Annotated in this window: 26 protein-coding genes, 1 pseudogene and 1 other annotated feature; of the genes and pseudogenes, 12 read left to right on the forward strand and 15 right to left on the reverse strand. The window is 53.7% G+C overall.

Going from position 1 to position 25828, the window contains the following annotated elements; all coding sequences use genetic code 11:
- Positions 1 to 227 precede the first annotated feature (227 nt).
- The 6 genes from ACRDD5_RS04425 to oppF all read left to right on the forward strand — a co-directional run bounded on the left by ACRDD5_RS04425 (position 228) and on the right by oppF (position 7234).
- Complete coding sequence (locus ACRDD5_RS04425; protein WP_271284149.1) at positions 228 to 875, forward strand: YchE family NAAT transporter; 648 nt, start codon at positions 228 to 230, stop codon at positions 873 to 875.
- A 772-nt stretch (positions 876 to 1647) separates the two neighbouring features.
- On the forward strand, positions 1648 to 3279 hold the full coding sequence (oppA, locus tag ACRDD5_RS04430) for an oligopeptide ABC transporter substrate-binding protein OppA (RefSeq protein WP_271284150.1): 1632 nt from the start codon (positions 1648 to 1650) through the stop codon (positions 3277 to 3279).
- An 85-nt stretch (positions 3280 to 3364) separates the two neighbouring features.
- Positions 3365 to 4285: an oligopeptide ABC transporter permease OppB gene (gene oppB, locus ACRDD5_RS04435; RefSeq protein ID WP_271284151.1), complete on the forward strand. Its 921-nt coding sequence runs from the start codon at positions 3365 to 3367 to the stop codon at positions 4283 to 4285.
- A 14-nt stretch (positions 4286 to 4299) separates the two neighbouring features.
- Positions 4300 to 5208: an oligopeptide ABC transporter permease OppC gene (oppC, locus tag ACRDD5_RS04440; protein ID WP_271284152.1), complete on the forward strand. Its 909-nt coding sequence runs from the start codon at positions 4300 to 4302 to the stop codon at positions 5206 to 5208.
- Between the two features lie 11 nt (positions 5209 to 5219).
- Positions 5220 to 6233, forward strand: coding sequence for an ABC transporter ATP-binding protein (locus ACRDD5_RS04445; RefSeq protein ID WP_271284153.1), 1014 nt, complete (start codon positions 5220 to 5222; stop codon positions 6231 to 6233).
- The gene (gene oppF / locus ACRDD5_RS04450) at positions 6230 to 7234 is read left to right on the forward strand and encodes a murein tripeptide/oligopeptide ABC transporter ATP-binding protein OppF (protein ID WP_271284154.1); all 1005 of its coding nucleotides are present in this window, start codon (positions 6230 to 6232) and stop codon (positions 7232 to 7234) included. Before ACRDD5_RS04445 ends, oppF begins: the two co-directional genes overlap by 4 nt.
- Before the next feature lie 42 nt (positions 7235 to 7276).
- Here oppF and ACRDD5_RS04455 read toward each other — a convergent pair whose 3' ends face one another.
- Together ACRDD5_RS04455 and cls are read right to left on the reverse strand one after the other, a co-directional pair.
- Positions 7277 to 7606, reverse strand: coding sequence for an HI1450 family dsDNA-mimic protein (locus ACRDD5_RS04455; protein WP_103179912.1), 330 nt, complete (start codon positions 7604 to 7606; stop codon positions 7277 to 7279).
- A gap of 32 nt (positions 7607 to 7638) precedes the next feature.
- Positions 7639 to 9099, reverse strand: coding sequence for a cardiolipin synthase (gene cls, locus ACRDD5_RS04460; protein ID WP_438676048.1), 1461 nt, complete (start codon positions 9097 to 9099; stop codon positions 7639 to 7641).
- 142 nt (positions 9100 to 9241) lie between these two features.
- Between cls and ACRDD5_RS04465 the strand changes: the two genes are divergently transcribed.
- Together ACRDD5_RS04465 and leuE are read left to right on the forward strand one after the other, a co-directional pair.
- Entirely contained in the window at positions 9242 to 9415 is a 174-nt protein-coding gene (locus ACRDD5_RS04465) for a YciY family protein (protein WP_271284156.1), read from the forward strand.
- A gap of 69 nt (positions 9416 to 9484) precedes the next feature.
- Positions 9485 to 10120 carry a leucine efflux protein LeuE gene (leuE, locus tag ACRDD5_RS04470; protein WP_271284157.1) on the forward strand — a complete coding sequence of 212 codons (636 nt, stop codon included), beginning with the start codon at positions 9485 to 9487 and terminating at the stop codon, positions 10118 to 10120.
- Between the two features lie 45 nt (positions 10121 to 10165).
- Here the strand turns inward: leuE and ACRDD5_RS04475 are convergent, their stop codons facing one another.
- The gene (locus tag ACRDD5_RS04475; RefSeq protein WP_271284158.1) at positions 10166 to 10462 is read right to left on the reverse strand and encodes a YciI family protein; all 297 of its coding nucleotides are present in this window, start codon (positions 10460 to 10462) and stop codon (positions 10166 to 10168) included.
- 221 nt (positions 10463 to 10683) lie between these two features.
- Here ACRDD5_RS04475 and tonB point away from each other — a divergent pair, with 221 nt between their 5' ends.
- On the forward strand, positions 10684 to 11409 hold the full coding sequence (gene tonB, locus ACRDD5_RS04480; protein WP_438676092.1) for a TonB system transport protein TonB: 726 nt from the start codon (positions 10684 to 10686) through the stop codon (positions 11407 to 11409).
- Positions 11410 to 11438: 29 nt separating this feature from the next.
- Here tonB and yciA read toward each other — a convergent pair whose 3' ends face one another.
- The 4 genes and pseudogenes from yciA to ACRDD5_RS04500 all read right to left on the reverse strand — a co-directional run.
- Positions 11439 to 11834, reverse strand: a complete 396-nt coding sequence (gene yciA / locus ACRDD5_RS04485; protein WP_271284159.1) for an acyl-CoA thioester hydrolase YciA — start codon at positions 11832 to 11834, stop codon at positions 11439 to 11441.
- Between the two features lie 55 nt (positions 11835 to 11889).
- Positions 11890 to 12429 carry a septation protein A gene (locus ACRDD5_RS04490; protein ID WP_438676049.1) on the reverse strand — a complete coding sequence of 180 codons (540 nt, stop codon included), beginning with the start codon at positions 12427 to 12429 and terminating at the stop codon, positions 11890 to 11892.
- Positions 12430 to 12485: 56 nt separating this feature from the next.
- On the reverse strand, positions 12486 to 13229 hold the full coding sequence (locus tag ACRDD5_RS04495; RefSeq protein ID WP_271284161.1) for a YciC family protein: 744 nt from the start codon (positions 13227 to 13229) through the stop codon (positions 12486 to 12488).
- A 25-nt stretch (positions 13230 to 13254) separates the two neighbouring features.
- Positions 13255 to 13353: pseudogene (locus ACRDD5_RS04500) on the reverse strand (YkgJ family cysteine cluster protein); the annotation flags it as partial.
- Positions 13354 to 13569: 216 nt separating this feature from the next.
- Here ACRDD5_RS04500 and ompW point away from each other — a divergent pair.
- Positions 13570 to 14202: an outer membrane protein OmpW gene (ompW, locus tag ACRDD5_RS04505; protein ID WP_438676050.1), complete on the forward strand. Its 633-nt coding sequence runs from the start codon at positions 13570 to 13572 to the stop codon at positions 14200 to 14202.
- A gap of 27 nt (positions 14203 to 14229) precedes the next feature.
- Here the strand turns inward: ompW and ACRDD5_RS04510 are convergent, their stop codons facing one another.
- From ACRDD5_RS04510 to ACRDD5_RS04535, 6 genes are all read right to left on the reverse strand, one after another.
- A complete protein-coding gene (locus tag ACRDD5_RS04510) occupies positions 14230 to 14502 on the reverse strand; it encodes a DUF883 family protein (protein ID WP_271284163.1) in 273 nt (90 codons plus the stop codon).
- A 204-nt stretch (positions 14503 to 14706) separates the two neighbouring features.
- On the reverse strand, positions 14707 to 15516 hold the full coding sequence (trpA, locus tag ACRDD5_RS04515) for a tryptophan synthase subunit alpha (RefSeq protein WP_438676051.1): 810 nt from the start codon (positions 15514 to 15516) through the stop codon (positions 14707 to 14709).
- On the reverse strand, positions 15516 to 16709 hold the full coding sequence (gene trpB, locus ACRDD5_RS04520; protein WP_438676052.1) for a tryptophan synthase subunit beta: 1194 nt from the start codon (positions 16707 to 16709) through the stop codon (positions 15516 to 15518). The genes trpA and trpB overlap by 1 nt, the downstream gene beginning before the upstream one ends.
- A gap of 10 nt (positions 16710 to 16719) precedes the next feature.
- Positions 16720 to 18078, reverse strand: coding sequence for a bifunctional indole-3-glycerol-phosphate synthase TrpC/phosphoribosylanthranilate isomerase TrpF (gene trpCF / locus ACRDD5_RS04525; RefSeq protein WP_438676053.1), 1359 nt, complete (start codon positions 18076 to 18078; stop codon positions 16720 to 16722).
- Positions 18079 to 18081: 3 nt separating this feature from the next.
- Positions 18082 to 19677 carry a bifunctional anthranilate synthase glutamate amidotransferase component TrpG/anthranilate phosphoribosyltransferase TrpD gene (trpD, locus tag ACRDD5_RS04530; RefSeq protein ID WP_271284167.1) on the reverse strand — a complete coding sequence of 532 codons (1596 nt, stop codon included), beginning with the start codon at positions 19675 to 19677 and terminating at the stop codon, positions 18082 to 18084.
- The gene (locus ACRDD5_RS04535; protein WP_271284168.1) at positions 19677 to 21239 is read right to left on the reverse strand and encodes an anthranilate synthase component 1; all 1563 of its coding nucleotides are present in this window, start codon (positions 21237 to 21239) and stop codon (positions 19677 to 19679) included. The genes trpD and ACRDD5_RS04535 overlap by 1 nt, the downstream gene beginning before the upstream one ends.
- Positions 21240 to 21263: 24 nt before the next feature.
- Positions 21264 to 21358, reverse strand: a sequence feature (Trp leader region).
- Positions 21359 to 21502: 144 nt separating this feature from the next.
- Between ACRDD5_RS04535 and rnm the strand changes: the two genes are divergently transcribed.
- Positions 21503 to 22399 (forward strand): RNase RNM, encoded by an 897-nt coding sequence (gene rnm / locus ACRDD5_RS04540; RefSeq protein WP_438676054.1) that lies wholly within the window; start codon positions 21503 to 21505, stop codon positions 22397 to 22399.
- Complete coding sequence (locus ACRDD5_RS04545; RefSeq protein WP_438676055.1) at positions 22396 to 23016, forward strand: L-threonylcarbamoyladenylate synthase; 621 nt, start codon at positions 22396 to 22398, stop codon at positions 23014 to 23016. Before rnm ends, ACRDD5_RS04545 begins: the two co-directional genes overlap by 4 nt.
- 400 nt (positions 23017 to 23416) lie before the next feature.
- Here ACRDD5_RS04545 and ACRDD5_RS04550 read toward each other — a convergent pair whose 3' ends face one another.
- Both ACRDD5_RS04550 and ACRDD5_RS04555 read right to left on the reverse strand, forming a co-directional pair.
- Entirely contained in the window at positions 23417 to 23809 is a 393-nt protein-coding gene (locus ACRDD5_RS04550; RefSeq protein WP_271284171.1) for a hypothetical protein, read from the reverse strand.
- Complete coding sequence (locus ACRDD5_RS04555) at positions 23810 to 25213, reverse strand: PAAR domain-containing protein (protein ID WP_438676056.1); 1404 nt, start codon at positions 25211 to 25213, stop codon at positions 23810 to 23812.
- Between the last annotated feature and the right edge of the window lie 615 nt (positions 25214 to 25828).

Here is a 25828-nt window from a genome sequence, read left to right on the forward strand (position 1 = left end):
AAGCTGATACCTTTCAGCAGGGGTATTTTGGCTTGTCATATCAAATGTTAAATAATTGCAAAATCAATTGAACCACAACAAACCATTATGTACACAAATATTTTACAGCAATGAGGCCTATGATTTAGCAATATTGTGGTGAAGTATGCCGTCAAAAAGCGTATCTTCTGCGCGGTTATTGGGGTGCTTCTTTTTACATTCAGTCTCGCTTATCGCCGGAGCTAACAGTGAGTTCTTCGCTCTTTGATTTTCCAACCTATTTCAAGTTTTTTATTGGTCTGTTTGCCCTGGTCAACCCAGTGGGCATTATCCCCGTCTTCATCAGTATGACCAGCTATCAGACGGCCCTCGCCAGAAATAAAACTAACCTGACGGCAAACCTGTCGGTAGCGATCATCCTCCTGACGTCGCTCTATCTTGGCGATTCCATATTGCAGATTTTTGGCATCTCGATTGATTCGTTCAGAATTGCAGGTGGGATCCTGGTGGTGACCATCGCAATGTCGATGATCAGCGGCAAGCTGGGTGAAGATAAACAGAACAAACAAGAAAAATCAGAAACCGCCGTTCGTGAAAGCATCGGCGTAGTGCCGTTGGCGTTACCGCTGATGGCCGGGCCAGGGGCAATCAGTTCCACCATCGTCTGGGGAACGCGTTACCACAGTATAATGCACCTGATCGGCTTCTCGGTGGCGATTGCGCTGTTTGCATTCTGCTGTTGGGGCGTATTCCGTATTGCCCCCTGGCTTGTCCGCCTGCTGGGGCAGACCGGCATTAACGTTATTACCCGTATCATGGGTCTACTGCTGATGGCGCTGGGCATTGAATTTATTGTGACCGGGCTCAAATCAATATTTCCGGGTTTATTAGCCTAATCCTTTCATATGAAAAAACGGAGCCTCTGGCTCCGTTTCTTTTGTCATTATCAGCAAATCATATAATGAAAGTTGAAAATCGCTTCAACCATAATAAATTTTACTAATAATTTTGTTTTCTTAACTTTCAATAGCTTGCCTTGTACTGACGTAACGCGCTGTACACATTCCGTGCAGCGAGACTGTTATTTTAATCACACGATACTCTGGGGCTTGCTGAGAGATTAATGAAATGATATTAGTTAATTGATGAATCATATAGACGAATGTGCTAAATAATAGACAGTTGTTAATTTTTTGTACACACAGCCTGTCACCAGCAGAACCGCACAGTCTTCGGCGCAAAAAATTTCACCATCTCATTGAATACTGGCGATTTTGTCCGTATTTAATGCGCGGCAGGGTAGCCCACAGCGTCACGTTCTCTTCCGTAAAAGAGAATTAGTTAACAAATTTGCAAAATGTATTGGCACCGGGGAAAGTCATTTGATACTTTCCGGCCGTATAATTTCTGCAGAAATTATGAAGATGAGAACTTTTTGCATTTGAGGTTCTGGTCTTAATAGAACATACGCGCCTCGACAGGGGAGGCGCGTCACGAATCGACGTAAGACGGCCAGACGAGCCGTTGGTAAAAATAAAGTCGGTGATAGCAAGAAGTAAAAAAAACGCCTGACGGCTGCATAAACTCCTACGTTGTCAGGAAACCCCAAAGGGGAATTAAACAGACTGGTAAATAACCAGTAATTATAAAGAGTGGAGTATCAACACAATGTCCATCATCACAAAAAAAAGTTTGGTAGCAGCGGGAATCTTAACTGCGCTCATCGCAGGTAACGTTGCAATGGCTGCAGACGTTCCTGCTGGCGTTCAGCTGGCTGAGAAGCAAACGCTGGTACGTAACAACGGTGCGGAAGTGCAGTCCCTCGATCCGCACAAAATTGAAGGCGTACCGGAATCCAACATCAACCGCGATCTGTTCGAAGGTCTGCTGGTATCTGACGTCGACGGCCACCCGGTTGCTGGCGTTGCCGAAAAATGGGAAAACAAAGACGGCAAAGTCTGGACTTTCCACCTGCGCAAAGACGCAAAATGGTCTGACGGCTCCCCGGTTACCGCACACGATTTCGTATATAGCTGGCAGCGCCTGGCCGATCCAAATACGGCCTCTCCCTATGCGAGCTATCTGCAGTACGGTCATATTGCCAATATCGATGACATCATCACGGGCAAAAAGCCGATTACTGATCTCGGCGTAAAAGCGATTGATGACAATACATTCGAAGTTACCCTGAGCGAACCTGTTCCGTATTTCTACAAACTGCTGGTTCACCCGTCCGTCTCCCCGGTTCCAAAAGCGGTGATTGAGAAATTTGGCGAGAAGTGGACTCAGCCTGCCAACATCGTTACCAACGGCGCGTACAAGCTCAAATCCTGGGTTGTTAACGAACGTATCGACCTGGAGCGTAATACCAACTACTGGGATAACGCGAAAACCGTTATCAACCAGGTAACCTACCTGCCAATTTCTTCTGAAGTGACTGACGTTAACCGCTATCGTAGCGGTGAGATCGACATGACCTATAACAACATGCCGATCGAACTGTTCCAGAAGCTGAAAAAAGAGATCCCGACGGAAGTGCATGTTGACCCGTACCTGTGTACTTACTACTACGAAATCAACAACCAGAAAGCGCCATTTAATGATGTTCGCGTGCGTACCGCCCTGAAGCTGGCGCTGGACCGCGATATCATCGTCAACAAAGTGAAAAACCAGGGCGATCTGCCAGCATACAGCTACACCCCGCCATACACCGATGGTGCAAAACTGACCCAGCCAGAGTGGTTCGGCTGGTCGCAGGAAAAACGTAACGAAGAAGCGAAGAAACTGCTGGCCGAAGCCGGTTATACCGCTGAGAAGCCGTTGACCTTTAACCTGCTGTACAACACCTCCGATCTGCATAAAAAACTGGCTATCGCGGTCTCTTCTATCTGGAAGAAAAACCTGGGTGCCAACGTGAAGCTGGAAAACCAGGAGTGGAAAACCTTCCTGGACAGCCGTCATCAGGGCACCTTTGACGTGGCGCGTGCTGGCTGGTGTGCGGACTATAACGAACCAACCTCCTTCCTGAACACCATGCTGAGCGACAGCTCTAACAACACCGCGCATTATAAAAGCCCGGCGTTCGATAAGCTGATCGGCGATACCCTGAAAGCCGCGGACGAAGCGCAGCGTGCCGACCTGTATGCGAAAGCAGAACAGCAGCTCGACAAAGACTCTGCCATCGTGCCGGTTTACTACTACGTGAACGCCCGTCTGGTTAAACCGTGGGTAGGTGGCTACACCGGTAAAGACCCGATGGATAACATCTACGTTAAAAACTTGTATATTATCAAGCATTAATGGCAATGAGTGGGGCAGGCAAAGCTTGCCCCACGGTGTCTACTCAACGTAATACTATATAGGCACACGCCAGAAGGTACGGGCAATGTTGAAATTTATCCTACGTCGCTGTCTTGAAGCGATTCCAACGCTATTTATTCTCATAACGATCTCTTTCTTTATGATGCGTCTCGCGCCGGGAAGTCCATTCACCGGTGAACGAACGCTGCCGCCTGAAGTCATGGCGAATATCGAAGCGAAATATCATTTAAACGATCCTATCTCCACCCAGTATTTTCATTATCTTAAGCAGCTGGCTCATGGTGATTTTGGACCATCATTTAAATATAAAGACTATTCCGTAAACGATTTGGTGGCATCCAGCTTCCCCGTTTCGGCTAAATTAGGCGCTGCGGCCTTTTTACTGGCCCTTATTCTTGGCGTCACAGCGGGCGTTATTGCCGCGCTGAATCAAAATACCAAATGGGATTACACCGTTATGGGGGTGGCAATGACCGGTGTGGTAATACCGAGTTTTGTCGTGGCACCCTTACTGGTCATGATATTTGCTATCACCCTCAAATGGCTGCCCGGTGGGGGCTGGAACGGCGGGGCGCTGCAGTACATGATCCTGCCGATGGTGGCGCTGTCGCTGGCCTATATTGCCAGTATTTCACGTATCACCCGTGGTTCGATGATTGAAGTCCTGAACTCTAACTTCATTCGTACCGCAAGGGCGAAAGGGTTGCCAATGCGTCGAATCATCTTCCGCCACGCGTTAAAGCCCGCCCTGCTGCCTGTGCTCTCGTATTTAGGCCCTGCGTTTGTCGGTATCATTACCGGATCCATGGTTATCGAAACCATCTATGGTCTGCCGGGTATCGGCCAGCTGTTCGTTAACGGTGCGCTGAACCGTGACTACTCTCTGGTACTGAGTCTGACCATTCTCGTTGGTGCGCTGACCATCCTCTTTAACGCGATCGTCGATGTGCTGTATGCCGTTATCGATCCGAAAATTCGCTACTGACACTGGAGCTCGCCATGATGGTAAGTAATAAAAATAGCGAGGCGCTGGAAAACTTCAGTGAAAAACTGGACGTCGAAGGACGCAGTCTCTGGCAGGATGCCCGTCGTCGCTTTATGCACAACCGCGCGGCGGTTGCCAGTCTGATTGTGCTGGTGATCATCGCCCTGTTTGTCACTCTGGCACCCATGCTTTCACAGTTTACCTACTTTGATACCGACTGGGGCATGATGTCTAGTGCGCCGGATTCTGCATCCGGTCACTACTTTGGCACTGACTCCTCAGGGCGTGATCTGCTGGTACGTGTGGCCATTGGGGGGCGTATCTCATTGATGGTCGGAATTGCGGCCGCCTTTGTGGCGGTGATTCTGGGCACCTTATATGGATCGCTCTCCGGCTATCTTGGCGGAAAAGTGGATTCAGTGATGATGCGTATCCTCGAAATCCTCAACTCCTTCCCGTTTATGTTCTTTGTTATCCTGCTGGTGACCTTCTTTGGCCAGAACATCCTGCTGATCTTCGTGGCAATCGGGATGGTCTCCTGGCTGGACATGGCGCGTATCGTGCGCGGCCAGACCCTGAGCCTGAAGCGCAAAGAGTTTATCGAAGCGGCGCAGGTAGGCGGAGTCTCTACAGGTAACATTGTGGTTCGCCATATTGTGCCGAACGTGCTGGGTGTGGTGGTGGTGTATGCCTCCCTGCTGGTGCCGAGCATGATCCTGTTTGAATCCTTCCTGAGCTTCCTCGGCCTCGGTACGCAAGAGCCGCTGAGTAGCTGGGGTGCGCTGCTCAGCGATGGCGCAAACTCAATGGAAGTTTCACCGTGGCTGCTGCTGTTCCCGGCGGGTTTCCTGGTAGTGACCCTGTTTTGTTTCAACTTTATCGGCGATGGCCTGCGTGATGCCCTCGACCCGAAAGACCGTTAAGGAGCGCCGTCATGACAATTATTGAAACGGCATCTGCCCCACAGGCACATCAGCAGGGCAATACGCTGCTGGATGTCAAAGATCTGCGCGTCACCTTCAAAACGCCGGATGGCGATGTGACAGCGGTAAACGATCTGAACTTTAGTCTGCGGGCTGGAGAAACCCTGGGTATCGTGGGTGAATCCGGTTCCGGTAAATCCCAGACTGCGTTCGCACTGATGGGCCTGCTGGCAAAAAACGGTGTAATCGGCGGTTCCGCCAGCTTTAACGGCAAAGAGATCCTTAACCTGCCTGAACGCGAGTTGAATACGCTGCGCGCCGAGCAGATTTCAATGATTTTCCAGGATCCGATGACCTCCCTGAACCCGTACATGCGTGTGGGTGAGCAGCTGATGGAAGTGTTAATGCTGCATAAAGGGATGGGCAAAGCCGAAGCCTTTGAAGAGTCAGTTAAAATGCTGGATGCGGTCAAAATGCCAGAAGCGCGTAAGCGCATGCGCATGTACCCGCACGAGTTTTCCGGCGGGATGCGCCAGCGCGTGATGATCGCGATGGCCCTGATGTGTCGCCCGAAACTGCTGATTGCCGATGAACCGACCACCGCGCTGGACGTCACCGTTCAGGCGCAGATCATGACTCTGCTGAACGAGCTTAAGCGCGAGTTCAATACGGCAATCATCATGATTACCCACGATCTCGGGGTGGTTGCCGGGATCTGCGACAAAGTGCTGGTGATGTACGCTGGCCGTACCATGGAATACGGTAAAGCGCGGGATGTGTTCTACAACCCGGCGCACCCGTACTCCATCGGCCTGCTGAATGCCGTACCGCGTCTTGATGCGGAAGGGGAAGCGCTGCTGACCATTCCAGGCAACCCGCCAAACCTGCTGCGACTGCCGAAAGGCTGCCCGTTCCAGCCGCGCTGTCCGCATGCCATGGAGATCTGCAACAGCGCTCCGCCGCTGCAGGAGTTTGCGCCAGGCCGTCTGCGTGCCTGCTTTAAGCCGTACGAGGAGCTGGTATGACCGCCATTGACGAAAAAAGAAATGTTCTGCTCGAAATCGCCGATCTGAAAGTGCACTTTGACATCAAAGATGGCAAACAGTGGTTCTGGCAGCCGTCGAAAACACTGAAGGCCGTAGACGGCGTAACTCTGCGACTGTACGAAGGGGAAACCCTGGGCGTGGTGGGCGAATCGGGTTGCGGTAAGTCCACGTTCGCGCGCGCGATTATCGGGCTGGTGAAAGCGACGGAGGGCAAAGTGGCCTGGCTGGGCAAAGACCTGCTGGGGATGAAACCAGATGAATGGCGCGCCGTGCGCAGCGACATTCAGATGATTTTCCAGGATCCGCTGGCGTCCCTGAACCCGCGGATGACCATTGGGGAGATCATAGCTGAACCACTGCGCACTTATCATCCTAAAATGTCGCGCGTCGAAGTGCGTGACCGCGTCAAAGCGATGATGATGAAGGTGGGTCTACTGCCTAACCTCGTCAACCGTTACCCGCACGAGTTCTCCGGCGGCCAGTGTCAGCGTATCGGAATTGCCCGCGCGCTGATCCTCGAGCCGAAGCTGATTATCTGTGACGAACCGGTATCGGCGCTGGACGTGTCCATTCAGGCGCAGGTGGTTAACCTGCTGCAAAAACTGCAGCGTGAGATGGGGCTGTCGCTGATCTTTATCGCCCACGACCTGGCGGTAGTGAAGCACATTTCCGATCGTGTGCTGGTGATGTATCTCGGCCACGCCGTTGAGCTGGGTACCTATGACGAGGTGTATCACAATCCGCTGCACCCGTACACCAAAGCGCTGATGTCTGCGGTGCCGGTACCCGATCCGGATCTGGAGAAGAATAAAACCATTCAGCTGCTGGAAGGGGAGCTGCCGTCGCCAATCAATCCGCCATCCGGGTGCGTATTCCGTACGCGCTGCCCGATTGCCGGACCGGAATGCGCAAAAACGCGTCCGGTGCTGGAAGGCAGTTTCCGCCATGCGGTCTCCTGCCTGAAAGTTGACCCGCTCTAAGCGAGTGACGCGCATAAAAAAGGCTGCATTCGCAGCCTTTTTTTATTCGCGCCAGAGTATGTGGCACAACTTATGGTCTTTCTCGCGACACAGCAGTACGCGGGCAAAGATGTCGTTAATCTCGCCGCCGTCCGTCTCAGCAAGACCAATCACCACCTCGGCGAAGAAGTCCGGGTTGAGGTCATAATCGACATGTTCGGCCCAGTCTTCAGACGGATCGAACAGCTCAGCGCCGCCGCGTTCCTCAAACTGAAGGTTGAACAGAATGACGTCTGCCGGGTCGAGATTGTCGACGGCCAGTTCGAGAAAAATATCGTAGGCCTGCTCGAGTGTTTCGTCTTCGGTCAGGCGATTATTCAGATCCATTTCCATGATGACTACCTTTTAACAACGTTGGGCACGTTTTACAGCAACGGACTAAAGAAGTAAAACAGTCGTTCGGCAATTCGGTGCCACAGCGGACGTTTCAACCACAAGCGGGCGTCCAGCAGGCGCGAGCGCGAAATATAATCGTCCTGCACCGCGGCTAAATCAGCGCCAAAACCGGCATCATCAATCACCAGTGTGATCTCAAAATTGAGCCACAGGCTGCGCATATCCAGGTTAACCGTTCCCACCAGGCTCAGCTCACCGTCGACCAGCACGCTCTTGGTGTGCAGCAGGCCGCCTTCAAACTGGTAAATCTTTACCCCGGCAGCCAGCAGTTCGCTGAAGAAGGCCCGACTGGCCCAGCCGACCAGCACCGAATCGTTCTTGCGCGGCAGGATAATACTAACATCGACACCGCGCTGTGCGGCAGTGCAAATAGCGTGCAGCAGATCGTCGCTCGGCACAAAATAAGGCGTGGTCATGATCAGGTATTCGCGGGCGGAGTAGGCCGCCGTCAGCAGCGCCTGATGAATGAGATCTTCCGGGAAGCCGGGGCCGGAAGCAATGGTGTGAATGGTGTGCCCGCTGGCCTGCTCGAACGGCATGATATTGGCATCCGGCGGCGGGGGCAGGATACGTTTGCCGGTTTCGATCTCCCAGTCGCAGGAGTAGACAACGCCCATCGCGGTGGTGACCGGGCCTTCCATGCGGGCCATTAAATCAACCCACTGACCGACGCCCGCGTCCTGCTTAAAGAAGCGTGGGTCGACCATGTTCATACTGCCGGTATAGGCGATATAGTTGTCGATCAGCACCATCTTGCGGTGCTGGCGCAGGTCCATCCGGCGCAGGAACACGCGCAGAAGATTGACTTTTAACGCTTCGACCACTTCGACACCGGCGTTGCGCAGCATCGGTGCCCAGTTGCTGCGAAAGAAGGCGACGCTGCCCGCAGAGTCGAGCATCAACCGGCAGTGAATGCCCCGACGTGCTGCCGCCATCAGTGACTCGGCAACCTGATCGGCCATCCCGCCCGGCTGCCAGATATAAAACACCATCTCGATGTTATGGCGGGCCAGTTGAATATCGCGGATCAGAGCCTGCATTACGTCATCGGAGGTGGTCATCAGCTGGAGTTGATTGCCTTTCACCCCACCAATGCCCTGACGGCGTTCGCAGAGCTGAAATAATGACGCCGCCACGCTGCCGTTTTCTTCTGCAAAAATGTGTTTGCAGGATTTAAGATCGTTGAGCCATTTCGCCGTCGAGGGCCACATGGCGCGCGCGCGTTCCGCCCGTCGTTTACCGAGGTGGAGCTCGCCAAAGGATAAATACGCAATAATACCGACCAGCGGCAGAATAAAAATCACTAACAGCCAGGCCATGGCAGAGGGAACCGCCCGACGCTTCATCAGGATACGTAATGTCACCCCCGCGATCAGCAGCCAGTATCCCAGAATGACCAGCCAACTCACCACGGTGTAGAAGGTTGTCATAGTAAAAAATCCTTTTGAAAGCGTATTGTTAAGAGTGTACGCGTCAGGATTGTTCTGGCAAATAAAAACGGTAGATAAAAGCGCTGGTTTGCCGCAGGCAAGGGACTATAATGAGCGCTCCGTTTTGGGAAGAGTTGTAAACATGAAGCGCAGTAGAACAGAAGTAGGGCGCTGGCGCATGTTACGACAGGTTGGTCGTCGTAAAGCGCGTTGGCTGGAGGCTCAATCCCGCCGTAATATGCGTATCCACGCTATCAGAAAATGCAGTTTGAACCGTCATCGCAATGCGTTGCTGTTCGCCGTTCACGATCTTTGAATGGCTTAAGGGCACCCTCAGAGGTGCCCGTTGTTTTTTTGTCGCCCGTATTTCGAAAAGGAGGATGAAATGTTTGCGGATTTGGGTGTACTCAATTTTTGGACCTATGTGGTCGGCGCGATTTTTATTGTGCTGGTACCGGGCCCCAATACCTTATTCGTGTTAAAAACCGGCATTGGGCACGGGGTTAAAAAGGGCTATCTGGCCGCGAGTGGTGTGTTTATCGGCGATGCGGTACTGATGTTCCTGGCGTGGGCAGGGGTCGCGGCGCTGATTCAGACCACGCCGGTGCTGTTTAATATTGTCCGCTATCTCGGCGCGTTCTATCTGTTATGGCTGGGTGGCAAGATGCTCTGGTCGGTGGCGAGACATAGCCAGCAGGGCGAAAGTGGTGGCATGGAGCCGGCAAAAACGATCATGAAACGCTCGTTAGTGCTGAGCATGACCAACCCGAAAGCGATCCTGTTTTATGTGTCGTTCTTTGTGCAGTTTATTGACGTTAATGCCCAGAATACCGGCGTGGCGTTTATGATCCTCGCGGTCACCCTGGAAATCATTAGCTTTATCTACATGAGCTTCCTGATTTTCTCCGGCGCGTTTGTCACCCGCTACCTGAAAACCAAAAAGAAACTGGCGAAGCTGGGGAATGGACTGATAGGGCTGCTGTTTGTGGGCTTTGCGGCAAGGCTGGCGTCGCTGCAATAAACGGCAATATTAAGAAAGGCTCCTGATAAGGAGCCCTTTTTTATCCTAGAAAACTTTCTTATATGGCTTTACCATGACGTTCTCATACACGCCAGCTGCCACGTACGGGTCATCCTGCGCCCAGGCTTGTGCTGTTTCCAGCGATTCGAACTCCGCAATCACCGTGGACCCTGTAAAACCAGCCGCACCGGGATCGTTGCTATCTACAGCAGGCATTGGACCTGCGGTCAGTAATCTGCCTTCATCATGCAGCAGCTGCAAACGCGCCAGATGGGCAGGGCGCACAGAAAGACGTTTTTCCAGGGAATCAGCAACGTCAGTAGCGTAAATTACGTAAAGCACGGCGGAGCTCCTTAAGCGATAAAAGTGCGAATTACGTTATGTGAAAGTGTCGATGACTGCAATGTAAAGATAAACACATTGTTAAGACCCTGTTCATTGCATGCCTTTTTTCACCGGCTGAACGTTTAATTCGGACGAAATTTAACAGCCTTATTGAATATGATTGCTATTTGCATTTAAAATCAGGCCCTGGCTTTTCAACTGAAATGATTATGACTTCAATGACTATTGATCTACCTCGCCGCTTCCCCTGGCCGACGCTGCTTTCCATTGTGGTTCACGGCGCTGTCGTTGCAGGTCTGCTTTATACCTCGGTAAGTCAAGTTATTGAAATGCCTGCTCCTGCGCAGCCGATCTCGGTCACCATGGTCTCCCCGGCCGAACTGGAGCCCGTGCAGGTGGCACCGCCGCCGGAACCGGTTGTTGAACCTGAGCCGGAACCCGAGCCAGAGCCTGTTCCAGAGCCGCCGAAAGAAGCCCCAGTGGTGATCCACAAGCCGGAACCAAAGCCAAAACCGAAGCCGAAACCAAAACCGGTGAAAAAGGTCGAAGAGCGTCCGAAGCGTGAAGAACGTCCGGTAGAGCCACGTGCTACGCAGCCTGCACCTAATACGGCGCCTGCTCGTCCGGTGATGAACACTTCCCCGACCACCGCGAAGCCGGTTGCCACGGCACCGTCTGGCCCTCGTGCGCTGGCCCGTAATCAGCCACAGTACCCGGCGCGTGCGCAGGCATTACGTATCGAAGGGCGCGTGCGCGTGAAGTTTGACGTCACCTCCGACGGCCGCGTGGAGAATGTCGAAGTGCTCTCCGCACAACCGGCAAATATGTTTGAGCGTGAGGTGAAAACGGCCATGCGCAAATGGCGCTATGAGGCCGGGAAGCCGGGCCGCGGACTGATCGTGAATATTGTCTTCCGCCTTAATGGCGGGGCGCAGATGGAATAATGAGAAAAGCCTCCGACAGGAGGCTTTTTTTATGCCTGCGGTAACACGCGTGGTTTGCCGTCGCTATCCACCGCCACGTAAATGAACAGGGCTTCGGTGGCTTTGTAGCGCTGACCGATAGGTTCTGAGGAGACCTTCTTCACCCAGACCTCAATGTTGATCGACACCGAGGTATTGCCGCGCTTGACGCAGCGCGCATAGCAACACACTACATCACCCACCGCAACCGGTCGCAGAAAGGTCATCCCGTCGACTCTCACTGTCACCACGCGGCCCTGGGCAATCTCTTTGGCGAGGATCGCGCCACCCATATCCATCTGCGACATTAACCAGCCGCCAAAAATATCACCGTTTGCATTGGTGTCAGCGGGCATTGCCAGCGTGCGTAATACCAGTTCGCCCTGTGGCGCATCTTGTGTTGTCATTGGTTTGCTCAGCTTATAACGAAGTGGCCCGGGCGAATCCACCCGGGCAAAGGGATCAGTTCTTGTCGTCTTGCGGCATGTGGCGGTAGATGTAGACGCCGCTCAGCAGGGTGAAAATCAGCGTCAGCGCAGTCAGGCCAAACACCTTGAAGTTGACCCAGATATTCTGCGGCAGCCAGAAGGCGATATAGATATTCGCCAGACCGCAGAGAATAAAGAACACCGCCCAGGCGATATTTAAACGCGTCCAGACGGTCTGCGGCAGGGTCAGCTCTTTACCCAGCATGCGCTGAATCAGCGGCTTTTTCATAACCCACTGGCTGAACAGCAGCGCCCCGGCAAACAGGACGTAAATCACGGTGACTTTCCACTTGATGAACTCATCGTTGTGGAAAAAGACGGTCAGTCCGCCAAAAAACGCCACCAGCACAAAGGTGATGAGCGCCATCTTCTCGACTTTACGGTAGCGCACCCAGCTGTAGATCAGCACGATTGCTGTCGCGACGATCAAGGCAGTGGTTGCTGCATAGATGTCATAAAGTTTGTAGAAAGCAAAAAAGACGACCAGGGGTAAAAAATCAAGAAACTGCTTCATTCTTCGATTCCATCATCGGCGATGGCCTGCGCGCATGGCTTAGACCATCAGAAAAATTACTGGCGAATTAAGGTATACAGGCGGAACAAATAGACGAGTAACACTGCGGAGATCAGATTACTCAGCGTATTTGCCACCACCGCGCCGACGTTCGGCGTCAGTACCGCAAGGTTTGGCGCAAACAGCAGCAGTAAGGTTTTTGCCAGCAGCCAGCCCATTACCGCCGGGGCAACCAGACGCATATTAGACCATGCCAGCCGGATGCTGCTACGCATGGCGACAAAAATGCCCATCTTGTCCTGCGCTACCATGACTGGGGCGAAGGCCAGCACAATGGCGAGTAATACGCCCGGTACCACGACCAGCATAATCCCGATCTGGATAAGCATAGTGGTTAAAAAGATGAGGATAAACAGCTTCGGCAGCAGCGGGGCGCTGGCACCAATCGCCCGCAGTGCGCTGATGCGTTGCCCTGCAGAAACCATCTGGATCATCAGCAATACGCCGCCCACCAGGATGGCGTTGCCAATTAACCCGGAGAAGGTTGAGGCAGCAGACGCCCGCAGCAGGATCTGCTGTTGTTCAGGCGTCATGTTTTGCACCATCTCAAACAATCCAACGCTGCTGGCGATGCTATCGCCATCGCTCAGGCTGGCAATTTGCTCCTCACTCGGCGAAAAGGCATGACCAAGTACCACCGTGATAAATGCGCACAATAAGGCGATCAGTAAGAAGGTAACGAACTGATTGCGGAAAAAATTCCCCGTGTCACGGTAGACAGACTTCGCCGTGATAGACATGCACTCTCCTTGAGTATTGCAAGTATTAATTAGCGGGCAATTGTACCCTGGATAACTGCCCGGTGGCAGTATCAAGGCTGGTATGGAAAAGCATATCTTTGTAAAGCCCTCGTAATGCCTTGCGGTAATTTTGCGCAGTTGTTATCGCGCTGCGCTTTGTTTGCCTGAAAAGGCAAAATTGATCCAGACAGTCACTACCATTTTTTGCCAGAGGTTGAAAAAATTAATTTAGATCAATGAATGTTAAATTGTTGAATCTAATGTGATCGCGGTGAGATCACTTAATAATCATTTGTGGGTATATTCCGTCCTTCAATAAAACCATAACGAGGGAATGGATATGAAAAAAGCAGCGCTCGCAGCACTGATTCTGAGCAGTATTTCCGGCGGCGCAATGGCCCATGAAGCAGGGGAATTCTTTTTCCGCCTCGGGTCCGCCACGGTACGCCCCACGGAAGGATCGGACAATGTTCTGGGTTTGGGCGGTTTTAACGTCAGTAACAATACCCAGGCCGGGATGACCTTTACCTGGATGGCCACCGATAACGTTGGCGTTGAACTGCTGGCGGCCACGCCGTTTCGTCACAAGGTCGGTACGGGCCCAACCGGAGATATCGCCACGGTTCACCACCTGCCGCCCACTCTGATGGCCCAGTGGTATTTCGGTGATGCTGGCAGCAAGCTTCGCCCCTATGTTGGCGCCGGGGTCAATTACACCACCTTCTTTGATGAGAAGTTTAACGACACCGGTAAAGCGGCTGGCCTCTCCGACCTGAGTCTGAAAGATTCCTGGGGTGCGGCGGGGCAGGTGGGGCTGGATTATCTGATCAACCGCGACTGGCTGATTAACATGTCGGTCTGGTACATGGATATCGACACCGAGGTGCGCTTCAAAGCTGGAGACCAGCAGCAAAATATCAGCACCCGCCTGGATCCGTGGGTGTTTATGTTCTCGGCGGGGTATCGCTTCTGAAAGGAAGAAGGCCCCGAAGGGCCTTTTTTATTTACGACTCAAAAGCAGGCCGAGGACAATACCTACCGCGCCTGCGGCAATGAGGCCGCTAAGGGGATTATTTTTAACCGCGTCGGTAACATCAGTAACAACGTCACTGGCCTGAGCGGCATATTTGCGCCCGGCACCCTTCAACTGATGTTTTGGAGAATCAACAAATTCGCCAAACTGCTGCTGCGCAGCACCGGCCGCCTCATCCAGTTTGTTCTTCGCTTTTTCACCAGCATATTGTGCATCGTTATCAAAATTAGGGTCTGACATAACGTTCTCCTTTTCTGGTCAATGTAAAGCATAGACTCAATGGGGATATCCTGAAGAAAATGGGATTATTACTAAGACAGGAGCGCGGGACCAGAAGTGGATGAAACAGGCGTGGGAAACCGTTTTGAAAGCGGAAACTGCGAGAAAACTCGATGAGTTCAATTTTTACAGCAAGCCGCCTGGCGACACCAGGCGGCGGGCAGGTTACTGCGGACGGGTTGCCGCTTTCATTTCGCTGACGAACGTTTTCAGCTCGCTCAGCATCTTCTCCGGATGGGCGACATTCTTCTCGATGATCTTGACAATCGCCGAACCGGAAATCGCGCCGGCAGCCCCGGCATCGATCGCGCCCGCGACCTGGGCAGGGGCCGAAATGCCAAAGCCCTGCAGCGGCGGTGCGGCGTTATATTCTGCCAGCTTTTCAACCAGGTGATGCAGCGGCAGTGCGGCCTGGGTCTCGGTACCCGTTACCCCGGCTCGTGACAGCAGGTAAGTATACCCGCGACCGTGAGAGGCAATCTGGCGCAGCAGTTCGTCGTCGGCGTTCGGTGGGCAGATAAAGATCGGCGCAACGTTATGGCGCATCGCCGCCTGGCGGAACGGTGCAGACTCTTCCACCGGGACATCGGCGACCAGCACCGAGTCCACCCCAACGCGCGCGCACTCGGCGTAGAATGCGTCGATCCCGCGGTTGAATACCAGGTTGGCGTACATCAGCAGGCCGATCGGAATGGTCGGGTGCTTCTGGCGAATGGTCGCCAGCATCTCAAAACACTGGGTCGGGGTGACGCCTGCAGCGAAGGCGCGCAGGGTCGCGCTTTGAATAGTCGGGCCGTCGGCCAGCGGATCCGAGAACGGGATACCCAGCTCCAGCGCGTCGGCACCGGCTTGAATCAGGGTATCGATAATTTTCAGCGACTGCTCCGGGGAGGGGTCGCCCAGGGTCACAAAGGGAACAAATGCGCCTTCCTTGCGGGCCTTAAGTTCAGCAAATACGCTATCGTAACGTTCCATCACATTTCCCCTCGTGCTTTCAAAATATCGTGAACGGTGAAGATATCTTTATCACCGCGACCGGAAAGGTTCACCACCAGCAGTTGCTCTTTTTCCGGGTTTTCTTTAATGATTTTCAACGCATGTGCCAGGGCGTGAGACGACTCCAGCGCCGGGATAATCCCTTCTTTACGACACAAGGTTTTAAAGGCTTCCAGCGCTTCGTCATCGGTAATCGAGACATATTCCGCGCGACCAATGCTGTTCAGGTGCGCGTGCTGCGGCCCGACGGACGGGAAATCCAGCCCGGCAGAAATCGAGTAAGATTCTTCAATCTGCCCTTCATCGGTCTGCATCATTGGCGATTTCATGCCGAAGTAGATCCCCACCCGGCCATGCTTCAGCGGTGCGCCATGTTCGCCGGATTCGATACCATGACCGGCAGGCTCAACGCCAATCAGACCCACGCGCTCGTCGTCAATAAAGTCGGCAAACATACCAATGGCGTTGGAACCACCGCCCACGCAGGCGATCACTGCATCTGGCAGGCGTCCTTCTTTTTCGAGGATCTGCGCTTTAGTCTCTTCGCCGATCATGCGCTGGAATTCACGCACAATGGTCGGGAACGGGTGCGGGCCCGCTGCGGTACCCAGCATATAGTGGGCGTTTTCATAGTTGCCAGACCAGTCGCGCAGCGCTTCGTTACAGGCATCTTTCAGCGTTGCAGAGCCGCTGTACACCGGGATCACTTCGGCACCCATCAGACGCATACGGAACACGTTCGGCGACTGACGCTCAACGTCTTTGGCACCCATGTAGATGCGACATTTCAGGCCGAGCAGGGCGCTGGCAAGTGCAGAAGCTACGCCGTGCTGACCGGCACCGGTTTCGGCGATAATTTCCGTTTTGCCCATCCGTTTGGCCAGCAGGGCCTGACCCAGTACCTGGTTGGTTTTGTGCGCGCCACCGTGGAGGAGATCTTCACGCTTCAGATACAGCGTGGTGCGGGTGCCTTCGGTGAGGTTGCGACATTTGGTCAGCGCGGTTGGACGACCGGCGTAGTTTTTCAGCAGGTCGGTAAACTCAGCCTGGAAAAGCGGATCTTTTTGCGCACTGACGAAGGCTTCTTCCAGCTGGCGCAGCGCGGGCATCAGGATCTGCGGCACATACATGCCGCCAAATTCGCCAAAGTACGGATTTAATAATGTGGTCATCTTCTCTTCCTTAATATGCACGCAGCGTTTTAAACACCGAGGCCAGCTTGCTGGCATCTTTAATGCCAGGCTGCGCCTCAACGCCTGAATTGAAATCGAGTCCTGCGCAGCCTGCTTTGGCGGCTTCGACGCAGTTATCCGGGCTTAAACCACCGGCGAGCAGGACATTGTCCAGCTTCTCACCGTTGAGCAGCGACCAGTCAAAACGTTGTCCGCTGCCGCCCTGGCCGTTATCCAGAACATATTTATCCACCTGCTGGAGCGTACGGGACGGCAGAGTGTCGCTGACGCTGAGCGCTTTCCAGATTTGCACCTGCGGGGCCAGGACGGCGCGCAGAGCATCGATATAAGCTTGATCTTCGCTGCCGTGCAGTTGAACGGCGGCAAGTGACAGCGCCTCGGCGCGGGCAGCAACCGCAGCGATTGCCGCGTTGCGGAACACCCCCACATAGCGTAACGGCGCGGCGGCCATCACCTGACGAGCCTGTGGCTCGGTGACGTTGCGCGGGGAGGACTCTACAAAAATAAGTCCACCGTAAATGGCCCCGGCTTCATGTGCCGCGACGGCATCTTCCGGGCGCGTCAGGCCGCACACTTTATTCTCACCCAGCAGCACGCGACGTACCGCAGCACCCAGATCGGCCTGCTCCATCATCGCGGAGCCAATCAGGAAGCCGTTGGCGAAGTGGCTTAGCTCACGAACCTGGGCATAGGTATTAATCCCCGACTCGCTGATCACTGTGACGCCCGCGCCCAGACGCGGCGCCAGCTGGCGGGTGCGATTCAGGTCGATAGAGAGATCGCGCAGGTCACGGTTATTAATACCCACCACCCTGGCCTCTAGCGCGATGGCCCGCTCCAGTTCCTCTTCGTTGCTCACTTCGGTCAGCACGCCCATGTTCAGGCTGTGCGCCACGGCTGCGAGCTGGCGATATTGTCCGTCATCCAACACGGAGAGCATCAGCAGGCAGGCGTCGGCCTGATAAAAGCGCGCCAGCCAGATTTGATACGCGTCGATAATAAAGTCTTTACACAAGATCGGCTGCGGGGCGATCCTGCTAACCACCGGCAGAAAATCGAAACTGCCCTGAAAATACTTCTCATCCGTCAGCACCGAAATCGCCGACGCATGGTGCTTATACACGGCGGCAATCTGCGCCGGGTCGAAATCATCGCGGATCACCCCTTTTGATGGGGAGGCTTTTTTGCACTCCAGGATAAACGCAGTGCGTGCACCCTGCAGGGCATCATAAAAACGGCGGCTGCTCGGCACGACGTCGTTCTGGAAGCTGGCGAGCGGTTGCTGCTGTTTGCGCGCCTCAACCCAGATGGCCTTATCGGCAACGATTTTCGCTAACACGGTCTGCATTTTTTATCCTCTTGCCGCAAGTGCGGTCACCCGGTCGTACGCTGCGCCAGAGCGCAGCACATCCATCACGGTACGCGCGTTTTCCTGTAGATCTTCTTCACCGTGCAGACGCATCAGCATGGCGACGTTGGCGGCCACTGCGGCCTCATGCGCGGGTTCACCTTTACCTTGTAACAGGCGCGTCAGAATGTCACGGTTTTCTTCCGGGGTACCGCCTGCCAGCTCCTGCTGGTGATACGGGGTTAATCCAAAGTCTGCCGCTTCCAGCTGATAACTTTTTATTTCACCGTTGTGCAGCTCGGCCACCAGGGTCGGCGCATGCAGAGACACTTCATCCATGCCACCGCTGTGCACAACCGCAGCGCGCTGATAGCCCAGCACGCGCAGGGTTTCGGCAATCGGCAGTACCAGCTCCGGGCTGTAGACGCCAATCAGCGCCAGCGGCGGGTGAGCCGGATTAATCAGCGGGCCAAGCACGTTAAACAGGGTGCGGGTTTTCAGCTGCTGGCGTACCGGCATCGCATGGCGGAACCCGGTGTGATATTTCGGCGCAAACAGGAAGCAGACGCCCAGATCGTCCAGCGCATCGCGGGATTTCTCGGCATTCATCTCCAGATTGATCCCGAAGGCGGCCAGCAGATCCGATGAGCCGGAACGACTGGACACGCTGCGGTTGCCGTGTTTCGCCACTTTCATGCCACAGGCGGCGGCGACAAAGGCGCTGGCGGTAGAGATGTTGATGCTGTTGCTGCCGTCACCGCCGGTGCCGACGATGTCGGCGAACAGGTAGTCAGGACGCGGGAAGGGGGCGGCGTTTTCCAACAGGGCGGTGGCCGCACCGGCAATCTCCTGCGGTTGTTCACCGCGCACTTTCATGCTCACCAGCGCGGCAGCAAGCTGCTCAGGTTTCAGCTCGCCACGCACCACGGCAGAGAACAGCTGATGGCTCTCCTGCTGGCTCAGGGTCTGCGCCTGGTACAGTTTTTCCAGAATTGGCTGCAGGCTGTTGGTCTGCTCCAGTTTCTGCAGCGCCCAGTTGAGGGTTTGCTCAAGCAGACGCGCGCCTTGCGAGGTCAGAATCGATTCCGGATGAAACTGCAAACCGCACACCCTGTCGGCGTCGTGACGCACGGCCATCACCATTCCGTTGTAGTGGGCATTGATGGTCAGTCCCGCCGGGATATTGCTCCCGACCAGTGAGTGATAGCGTGCCACCGGCAGCGGATTCATCAGCCCAGCAAACATCGCCTGGCCGTCGTGTTCAATGCTGGAGGCTTTGCCGTGGAGGATCTCACCGGCCTGGCCAACATAGCCGCCGTAGGCTTCGACTATGGCCTGGTGACCCAGACAGATGCCAATGATCGGCAGCTTGCCGCGCATGCGGGTGAGGAGTTCCGGCATACAGCCCGCTTCGCTTGGCGCGCCTGGTCCAGGGGAGAGCATCAGCACCGGGTTTTGCATGGTGCCCAGACGCTCAATTAAGGTTTGCGCCGGAACATGGTTACGGTAAATCACCACGTTATGGCCGTTAGCACGCAGCTGATCCGCCAGGTTATAGGTGAATGAGTCGATATTATCGAGCAGCAGAATGTCAGCCATCAGAAAATCTCCTGTGCGTGATGGGCAGTCGCAATGGCGCGCAGTACCGCGCGGGCTTTATTGCGGGTTTCGTCAGCTTCAGACTGCGGAACCGAATCCAGAACGATGCCAGCCCCGGCCTGGACGGTGGCGATCCCCTCTTCAACGTAGGCGGAGCGGATCACGATGCAGGTATCCAGATCGCCGTGCGCCGTGAAGTAGCCGACTGCGCCGCCATAGCTGCCGCGACGACGGCCTTCGGCTTGGGCGATAAGCTGCATGGCGCGCACTTTTGGCGCTCCGCTCAGGGTGCCCATGTTCATGCAGGCGCGGTAAGCGTGCAGCACATCCAGATCGCGACGCAGTTCCCCCACCACGCGGGAGACCAGGTGCATCACGAAGGAGTAGCGGTCCACTTTGGTTAAGTCGGCCACGTAGCGGCTGCCCGGGGTGCAGATGCGCGCCAGATCGTTACGCGCCAGGTCAACCAGCATCAGGTGCTCGGACATCTCTTTCTGGTCGGTGCGCATTTCAAGCTCAATGCGGCTGTCAAGATCGCGATCCAGCGAGCCGTCGGCGTGGCGACCACGTGGGCGGGTGCCGGCAATCGGATAGATTTCAATCTGGCGGCTGGTGGCGTCGTACTTCAGGGAGCTCTCCGGCGAGGCGCCGAACAGCGTAAAATCGTTATCCTGCATAAAGAACATGTACGGGCTGGGATTGCTTTTCTTCAGCACGTCATAGGCTGCCAGCGGGGACGGGCAGGGCAGCGAGAAGCGGCGAGAAGGTACCACCTGGAAAATCTCGCCCGCGCGAATCGCTTTTTGCATCTGGCGGACCACTACGCCAAACTCATCGTCCGTCTGGCTACAGTCGGTGCGCATCTGCTCTACGCGCTGGACCGGCAGCTCTGACGGGGCTTCGTTCATCTGCTCCTGCAACTGCGCGATACGCTGTTCGAGGCGCTGTTTCTCGCCTTGCAGCGGCGTAAACAGGCTGGCCTGAATGCGGGTAGATTTTTTCTGGTGGTCGATCACCAGTAAGGTTTCGGCGAGATAGAAGCAGTAGTCCGGGCAGCGATTTCCCTGCTCCAGTTCAGGCAGCGCTTCAAAACCGGCCACCAGGTCGTAGGCAAACAGCCCGCCAAAGAACATCGCTTCCCGCTCGTTTTCCGGCACGTTGACCAGGTTCTGCAGCAGGCGGAAGGCGTCAAACACCGACAGTGAGCACAAGCGCGCGTCTTCGTCGAGCAGTTGGCTGACCGGTGGGAAGTGCAGAATACGGGCATCCGGACGGGGTTCATTTTCAATGCCTGCCGGCAGGACGCCATCAAGCAATGGAAGCAGCGCCGCACCGTTTTCGGACAGAGCCTGCAGGGTAACGGTGTTGCCAAGCGCAGTGATGCGCAGGGCACTGTCGACCAGCAGCAGACTTTTCAGATCGTCTTTGCTGTCGATATCCGCCGATTCCAGCAGCAGCGTGGCAGGGCGCGCGCCGCAGACCTGATGGAACAGCGCCGTAGGGTTGTGGCGATACGCCGCCTCACGGGTCAGCAATTCGAGGGTAGGTTTGGCTGTTTGCATTATGTTGTTCTCTTTATTCTGTTCAAAAAAAGGCCCGCTCAGTGGCGGGCCAGGTATCTGTATGCTTTACGCAGACGTGCGACACTGCCCGACAATCAGGATGTGCGCCACCAGCTGTGCAGAGTGAATTGTGCGGTCATGGACAGATACCTCGTTGAGTGAACTTGCGTACTAGTTAACTAGTTCGATGGCCTAATGTCAACCCCCCGATTTCAGAATTTCACCACATGCCGCTATTATGGCGGCGCAGATAATGACGATCAGTGACGGGAGCCGCTTTGAGCGACACGAATTACGCAGTGATTTATGATTTACACAGCCACACGCAGGCCTCTGATGGCCTGCTCACACCCGAAGCCCTCGTCCACCGCGCCCATGAGATGCGCGTCGGCACGCTGGCGATCACCGATCACGATACCACCGAGGCGATTGCCCCGGCGCGGGCTGAAATTACCCGTAGCGGTTTGCCGCTTACCCTGATAGCGGGGGTGGAGATTTCGACCGTCTGGGAAAACCACGAAATTCATATCGTCGGGTTGAATATTGATATTGAGAACCCGGCCATGCGCGCATTTCTTGAAAAGCAGAAGGCGCGTCGGACGCTGCGGGCCGAACTTATCGCCGAACGTCTGGACAAAGCCCATATTCCCGGTGCATGGGAAGGGGCCCTGAGTCTGGCAAATGGCGGCGCGGTGACCCGCGCACACTTTGCCCGTTTTCTGGTCGCACAAGGCAAGGCGAATAACATCGCCGACGTGTTTAAAAAGTACCTCGCACGGGGGAAAACCGGATACGTTCCACCCCAGTGGTGTACAATAGAACAAGCTGTTGATGTCATTCATCATTCTGGCGGCAAGGCGGTGCTGGCCCATCCGGCGCGGTATAACCTTTCTGCCAAATGGCTGAAACGTCTGCTGGCGTACTTCGCCGAACAGGGCGGTGACGCGATGGAAGTCGCGCAGTGCCAGCAGGCGCCCAACGAGCGCAGTCAACTGGCTGAGTATGCCCGCCAGTATGGGCTCTTTGCCTCCCAGGGCTCCGATTTCCATCAGCCTTGTCCATGGATCGAGCTGGGACGCAAACTCTGGTTACCCGCAGGTGTAGAGCCGGTGTGGCAACTCTGGGAGCAGCCGACGCCAATTGAAGAGAGGGAAGTATGAGTCAATTTTTCTATATCCATCCTGACAATCCGCAGCCGCGTTTGATCAATCAGGCCGTGGAGATCGTGCGTAAGGGCGGGGTCATTGTCTATCCGACAGATTCTGGCTACGCGCTGGGCTGTAAGATCGAAGATAAAGGCGCGATGGAGCGTATCTGCCGGATCCGTCACATTCCGAACGGGCATAACTTCACCCTGATGTGCCGCGATCTTTCGGAGCTGTCGACATACTCCTACGTGGATAACGTGGCATTTCGCCTGATCAAAAATAATACGCCAGGGAATTACACCTTTATTCTGAAGGGTACCAAAGAGGTACCGCGCCGCCTGCTGCAGGAAAAACGCAAAACCATCGGCATGCGCGTGCCGTCGAACCCGATCGCCCAGGCACTGCTGGAGGTGCTCGGTGAGCCGATGCTGTCGACATCCCTGATGCTGCCGGGCAGCGAATTTACCGAGTCCGATCCGGAAGAGATTAAAGACCGCCTCGAGAAACAGGTGGATTTGATTATTCACGGCGGCTATCTCGGCCAGCAGCCCACCACGGTGATTGATTTAACGGAAGATGCGCCGGTGGTCGTGCGTGAAGGTGTGGGTGACGTTAAACCTTTCTTGTAAAGGTGGAAACGAGGCCATCATTATAGCGGTAATTTCTCCGCTATTATGACCCTATTCGACTCCTGTGAAGGCGCACAAGTAAAATAAAAAAATTGTAAATCAATCTGTTGTAGCACCGCTAAAGCTGTCACGTATGTTGCGTGACAGCTTTAGCGGTGCTTTGTATCATCCCTTTTATGCACATCATTTTCGAGTCTGTAACAGGCTTCACTGTTGACATAACCCTGATGAAATCGCCTAACGATTGTGCACAGTGGTGTCTTACCACCAACGGGCAATAAAACTTCTGTTTTACGAAATCTGGGAAGGAACAGCCGCTGCATGCTGATAGAACAGATGGAAATTTGTAGGATTATGTATCAAATGTAAGCCAGCATGATTGCTGGCTTGTTTTGGGAGCTTATCGGAAGTACAGAACAGATCCGGCGATAACGATTGATAGCAAACCGAGAAGAGAGAAACCGTACTCGGCAATAAACCAGGTTTTGAGATGGGGCGATAATCCCCGAATGAAGGCAACATCATCATTGGTACTGTCTACTGAGCTTTTACCAAAGATCAATGGATTCACGATAAAGTTGATTTTCGCTGCATAACCTGTGCTAAATCCTATGGAATCAGCGTTGTCGAAGATAATCGCCCCAGCCGGGAGATAACCAAACTTTTCTTTATACAGAGCACAGATCGCGGAGAAACGCTTTTTGTTGAGAGATGAAAGCACCGCTACAGCTACACCGCAAACAAGGCTTAACCCTCCAAACCCGCAGATAATCACATCTGATAGAGTGAGCATTTATTTAACAACCTCATAAATTTTCTCACCTGTAAATTCCCCGACGTTGCTACCAACCTCACCGACACCATAACCAACTGCACCTGACACGATTACACCACAAGCTAACGCGCCAACGGCTCCGACTTCTATGGTTAAAGCGCCGAGCACTACCGAACATGCCGCTGTAGCACCACTATACACTGCTGAGGAAGTGTAAATACCCGCAGCAGTACCAACGCTAAATCCGCCGACCTGAGTAAATGCCGCTTTTTCACAATCGTTTCCTACAGTGCAGGCTTCATAAACTTTGTCCAGCCTGTTAGCGCCATCGAGAGCAATACCAACATAGCCAACTGCTTTCATCATCTTCACGTATTTGGCTGCGTTTTCCATAAAGGTGGCGTAGCCCTCAATGTCAGAAACCCCCGTCTGATTCCAGCGATGAGTGATTGAACGGGTTGAAAGCCCTAACGCACGCTTTATATCTGGATAATCTTGCAACGCGAGCTTATGGAGGGTGAAATCGCTAAGGATTCCATTAAGTTCGCTGAATAGTTGCCGTCTCTGAACATAAAACTGCTCACTTATCAGTGATCCGCTGGTTATGTACTGATTTTTGTATGCCTGTTGAATCCTGGTGAGCACACTTTCGATCTTTTCGAAGTATTTCCCCGCAGCATCTGAGGCAATCCCTGCAGTCGTACTGGCGCGAGAAGTAAAGAGATCAATGGTGTCTTTATGTTTATGTAAGAAGGTAGCTTCTTGCATAGTCAGCGGTTCTAATGCTGCATCAACTCGCGCTTTCGCGGCTTTCATGTGTGCAATCTGTTCGTCATCCTGCTTTTTAGGATCAACCAGAAGCATAATAGAACCGGCTTTATAGCTTTTATTTGCACCGTTTAGCGTAGCGAATAGCTCTTTGGCTCCTGCTGGTGGATTCTCAGTGAATAGCAAACGTTGCCAGGCTTCTGTAGTACCGCCATAGGGAAGAACAGCAAAACCTGCATCGATACCTGTTGTCTTCTTCGCTGTCTGTGCGTGCTGTATTGGGTCAGTCTCTGGATGAGCTTTTAGAGTGAGTGAGGTGGATAGTGGAGCCACAGTCGCTGAGCCTGCATTTCCGAATGCCTGTGGTTCTTCTTTTTCATATATGGGGTAAGCATTAGAGGGGCGTATTTTTGACCTACAGGGGCATGAACTGTAGCTATCAAGTGACCCTGCAACACGTCTGTTATCTGCGCCATCCGTAAAAATCGAGATCCCACCAATAATCTTGTATGTGTTGCCATCTTTGCCGCATGTTACAGGGTCGCCCTCTTTCGCTATCGGTTTGCCGAAGGCAATGCCCAATGCGGAGCCTACAACAATCTTGCCTCCGCAGGATGTTCTGTCTCCCTGGCAAAGCACAATTCCTGTCGCCATAAATCCCTCTACTTGTTATGGATATAATCACAGAGGTCATTTTACAAACTCTAACCACATGCACAACAAGTAGTGGACTTAAACAAAACTGCTTTTCGTAACAGAAGGTTATATGGTTAAGCACGCGCAGTAACGCTTTGATAACTCTCACACAGGGGATGTTGACCTGTCCCCCGTTGATTAATACACCGCGATGTGAGAAATGTCTTCATCAGTCACATGAGGACATCACCATCAAGAAGCGATTTTCCGACTAACAGATCATCAGTATCCGCGAGGCTGAAGCCGGGATTTCGGCCCCATAGCCCTGAATTTTGAGTTTGAACTCTCCACGGTTCATCGTTCCATTCTGCACAAGGGGAATGAAAGGGCGGATCTGATTCATGATCACTTCTGCTTGCTTTTTGGCTGTTAGTACCAAGACTCAGATGCAACAAAACTTGTTGAATCATTTAGTCTAAAGTTAGTGTAATATGTGCGCCCACGAATCATTGTGTGTGACAGCTTGTGTAACATATTATTTGCCATGCTGTGTACCATGAAATAGTTACATATCAGTGAGTTAAGCTGCTGTTGATGCTAACTCGTTGTTCTTGAAAGTATACCAGACGCCTG

This window comes from Silvania sp. (assembly GCF_051656365.1).
Lineage (GTDB): Bacteria > Pseudomonadota > Gammaproteobacteria > Enterobacterales > Enterobacteriaceae > Enterobacter > Enterobacter hatchlandensis.

What these genes read in the sequence shown, in the direction of transcription:
- oppA (WP_271284150.1), top strand. Translation starts at nt 1,648, where the DNA reads ATGTCCATCATCACAAAAAAAAGTTTGGTAGCAGCGGGAATCTTAACT.
- oppB (WP_271284151.1), top strand. Translation starts at nt 3,365, where the DNA reads ATGTTGAAATTTATCCTACGTCGCTGTCTTGAAGCGATTCCAACGCTA.
- oppC (WP_271284152.1), top strand. Translation starts at nt 4,300, where the DNA reads ATGATGGTAAGTAATAAAAATAGCGAGGCGCTGGAAAACTTCAGTGAA.
- ACRDD5_RS04445 (WP_271284153.1), top strand. Translation starts at nt 5,220, where the DNA reads ATGACAATTATTGAAACGGCATCTGCCCCACAGGCACATCAGCAGGGC.
- oppF (WP_271284154.1), top strand. Translation starts at nt 6,230, where the DNA reads ATGACCGCCATTGACGAAAAAAGAAATGTTCTGCTCGAAATCGCCGAT.
- ACRDD5_RS04455 (WP_103179912.1), bottom strand. Translation starts at nt 7,606, where the DNA reads ATGGAAATGGATCTGAATAATCGCCTGACCGAAGACGAAACACTCGAG.
- cls (WP_438676048.1), bottom strand. Translation starts at nt 9,099, where the DNA reads ATGACAACCTTCTACACCGTGGTGAGTTGGCTGGTCATTCTGGGATAC.
- ACRDD5_RS04465 (WP_271284156.1), top strand. Translation starts at nt 9,242, where the DNA reads ATGAAGCGCAGTAGAACAGAAGTAGGGCGCTGGCGCATGTTACGACAG.
- leuE (WP_271284157.1), top strand. Translation starts at nt 9,485, where the DNA reads ATGTTTGCGGATTTGGGTGTACTCAATTTTTGGACCTATGTGGTCGGC.
- tonB (WP_438676092.1), top strand. Translation starts at nt 10,684, where the DNA reads ATGACTATTGATCTACCTCGCCGCTTCCCCTGGCCGACGCTGCTTTCC.
- yciA (WP_271284159.1), bottom strand. Translation starts at nt 11,834, where the DNA reads ATGACAACACAAGATGCGCCACAGGGCGAACTGGTATTACGCACGCTG.
- ACRDD5_RS04490 (WP_438676049.1), bottom strand. Translation starts at nt 12,429, where the DNA reads ATGAAGCAGTTTCTTGATTTTTTACCCCTGGTCGTCTTTTTTGCTTTC.
- ACRDD5_RS04495 (WP_271284161.1), bottom strand. Translation starts at nt 13,229, where the DNA reads ATGTCTATCACGGCGAAGTCTGTCTACCGTGACACGGGGAATTTTTTC.
- ompW (WP_438676050.1), top strand. Translation starts at nt 13,570, where the DNA reads ATGAAAAAAGCAGCGCTCGCAGCACTGATTCTGAGCAGTATTTCCGGC.
- ACRDD5_RS04510 (WP_271284163.1), bottom strand. Translation starts at nt 14,502, where the DNA reads ATGTCAGACCCTAATTTTGATAACGATGCACAATATGCTGGTGAAAAA.
- trpA (WP_438676051.1), bottom strand. Translation starts at nt 15,516, where the DNA reads ATGGAACGTTACGATAGCGTATTTGCTGAACTTAAGGCCCGCAAGGAA.
- trpB (WP_438676052.1), bottom strand. Translation starts at nt 16,709, where the DNA reads ATGACCACATTATTAAATCCGTACTTTGGCGAATTTGGCGGCATGTAT.
- trpCF (WP_438676053.1), bottom strand. Translation starts at nt 18,078, where the DNA reads ATGCAGACCGTGTTAGCGAAAATCGTTGCCGATAAGGCCATCTGGGTT.
- trpD (WP_271284167.1), bottom strand. Translation starts at nt 19,677, where the DNA reads ATGGCTGACATTCTGCTGCTCGATAATATCGACTCATTCACCTATAAC.
- ACRDD5_RS04535 (WP_271284168.1), bottom strand. Translation starts at nt 21,239, where the DNA reads ATGCAAACAGCCAAACCTACCCTCGAATTGCTGACCCGTGAGGCGGCG.
- ACRDD5_RS04545 (WP_438676055.1), top strand. Translation starts at nt 22,396, where the DNA reads ATGAGTCAATTTTTCTATATCCATCCTGACAATCCGCAGCCGCGTTTG.
- ACRDD5_RS04550 (WP_271284171.1), bottom strand. Translation starts at nt 23,809, where the DNA reads ATGCTCACTCTATCAGATGTGATTATCTGCGGGTTTGGAGGGTTAAGC.
- ACRDD5_RS04555 (WP_438676056.1), bottom strand. Translation starts at nt 25,213, where the DNA reads ATGGCGACAGGAATTGTGCTTTGCCAGGGAGACAGAACATCCTGCGGA.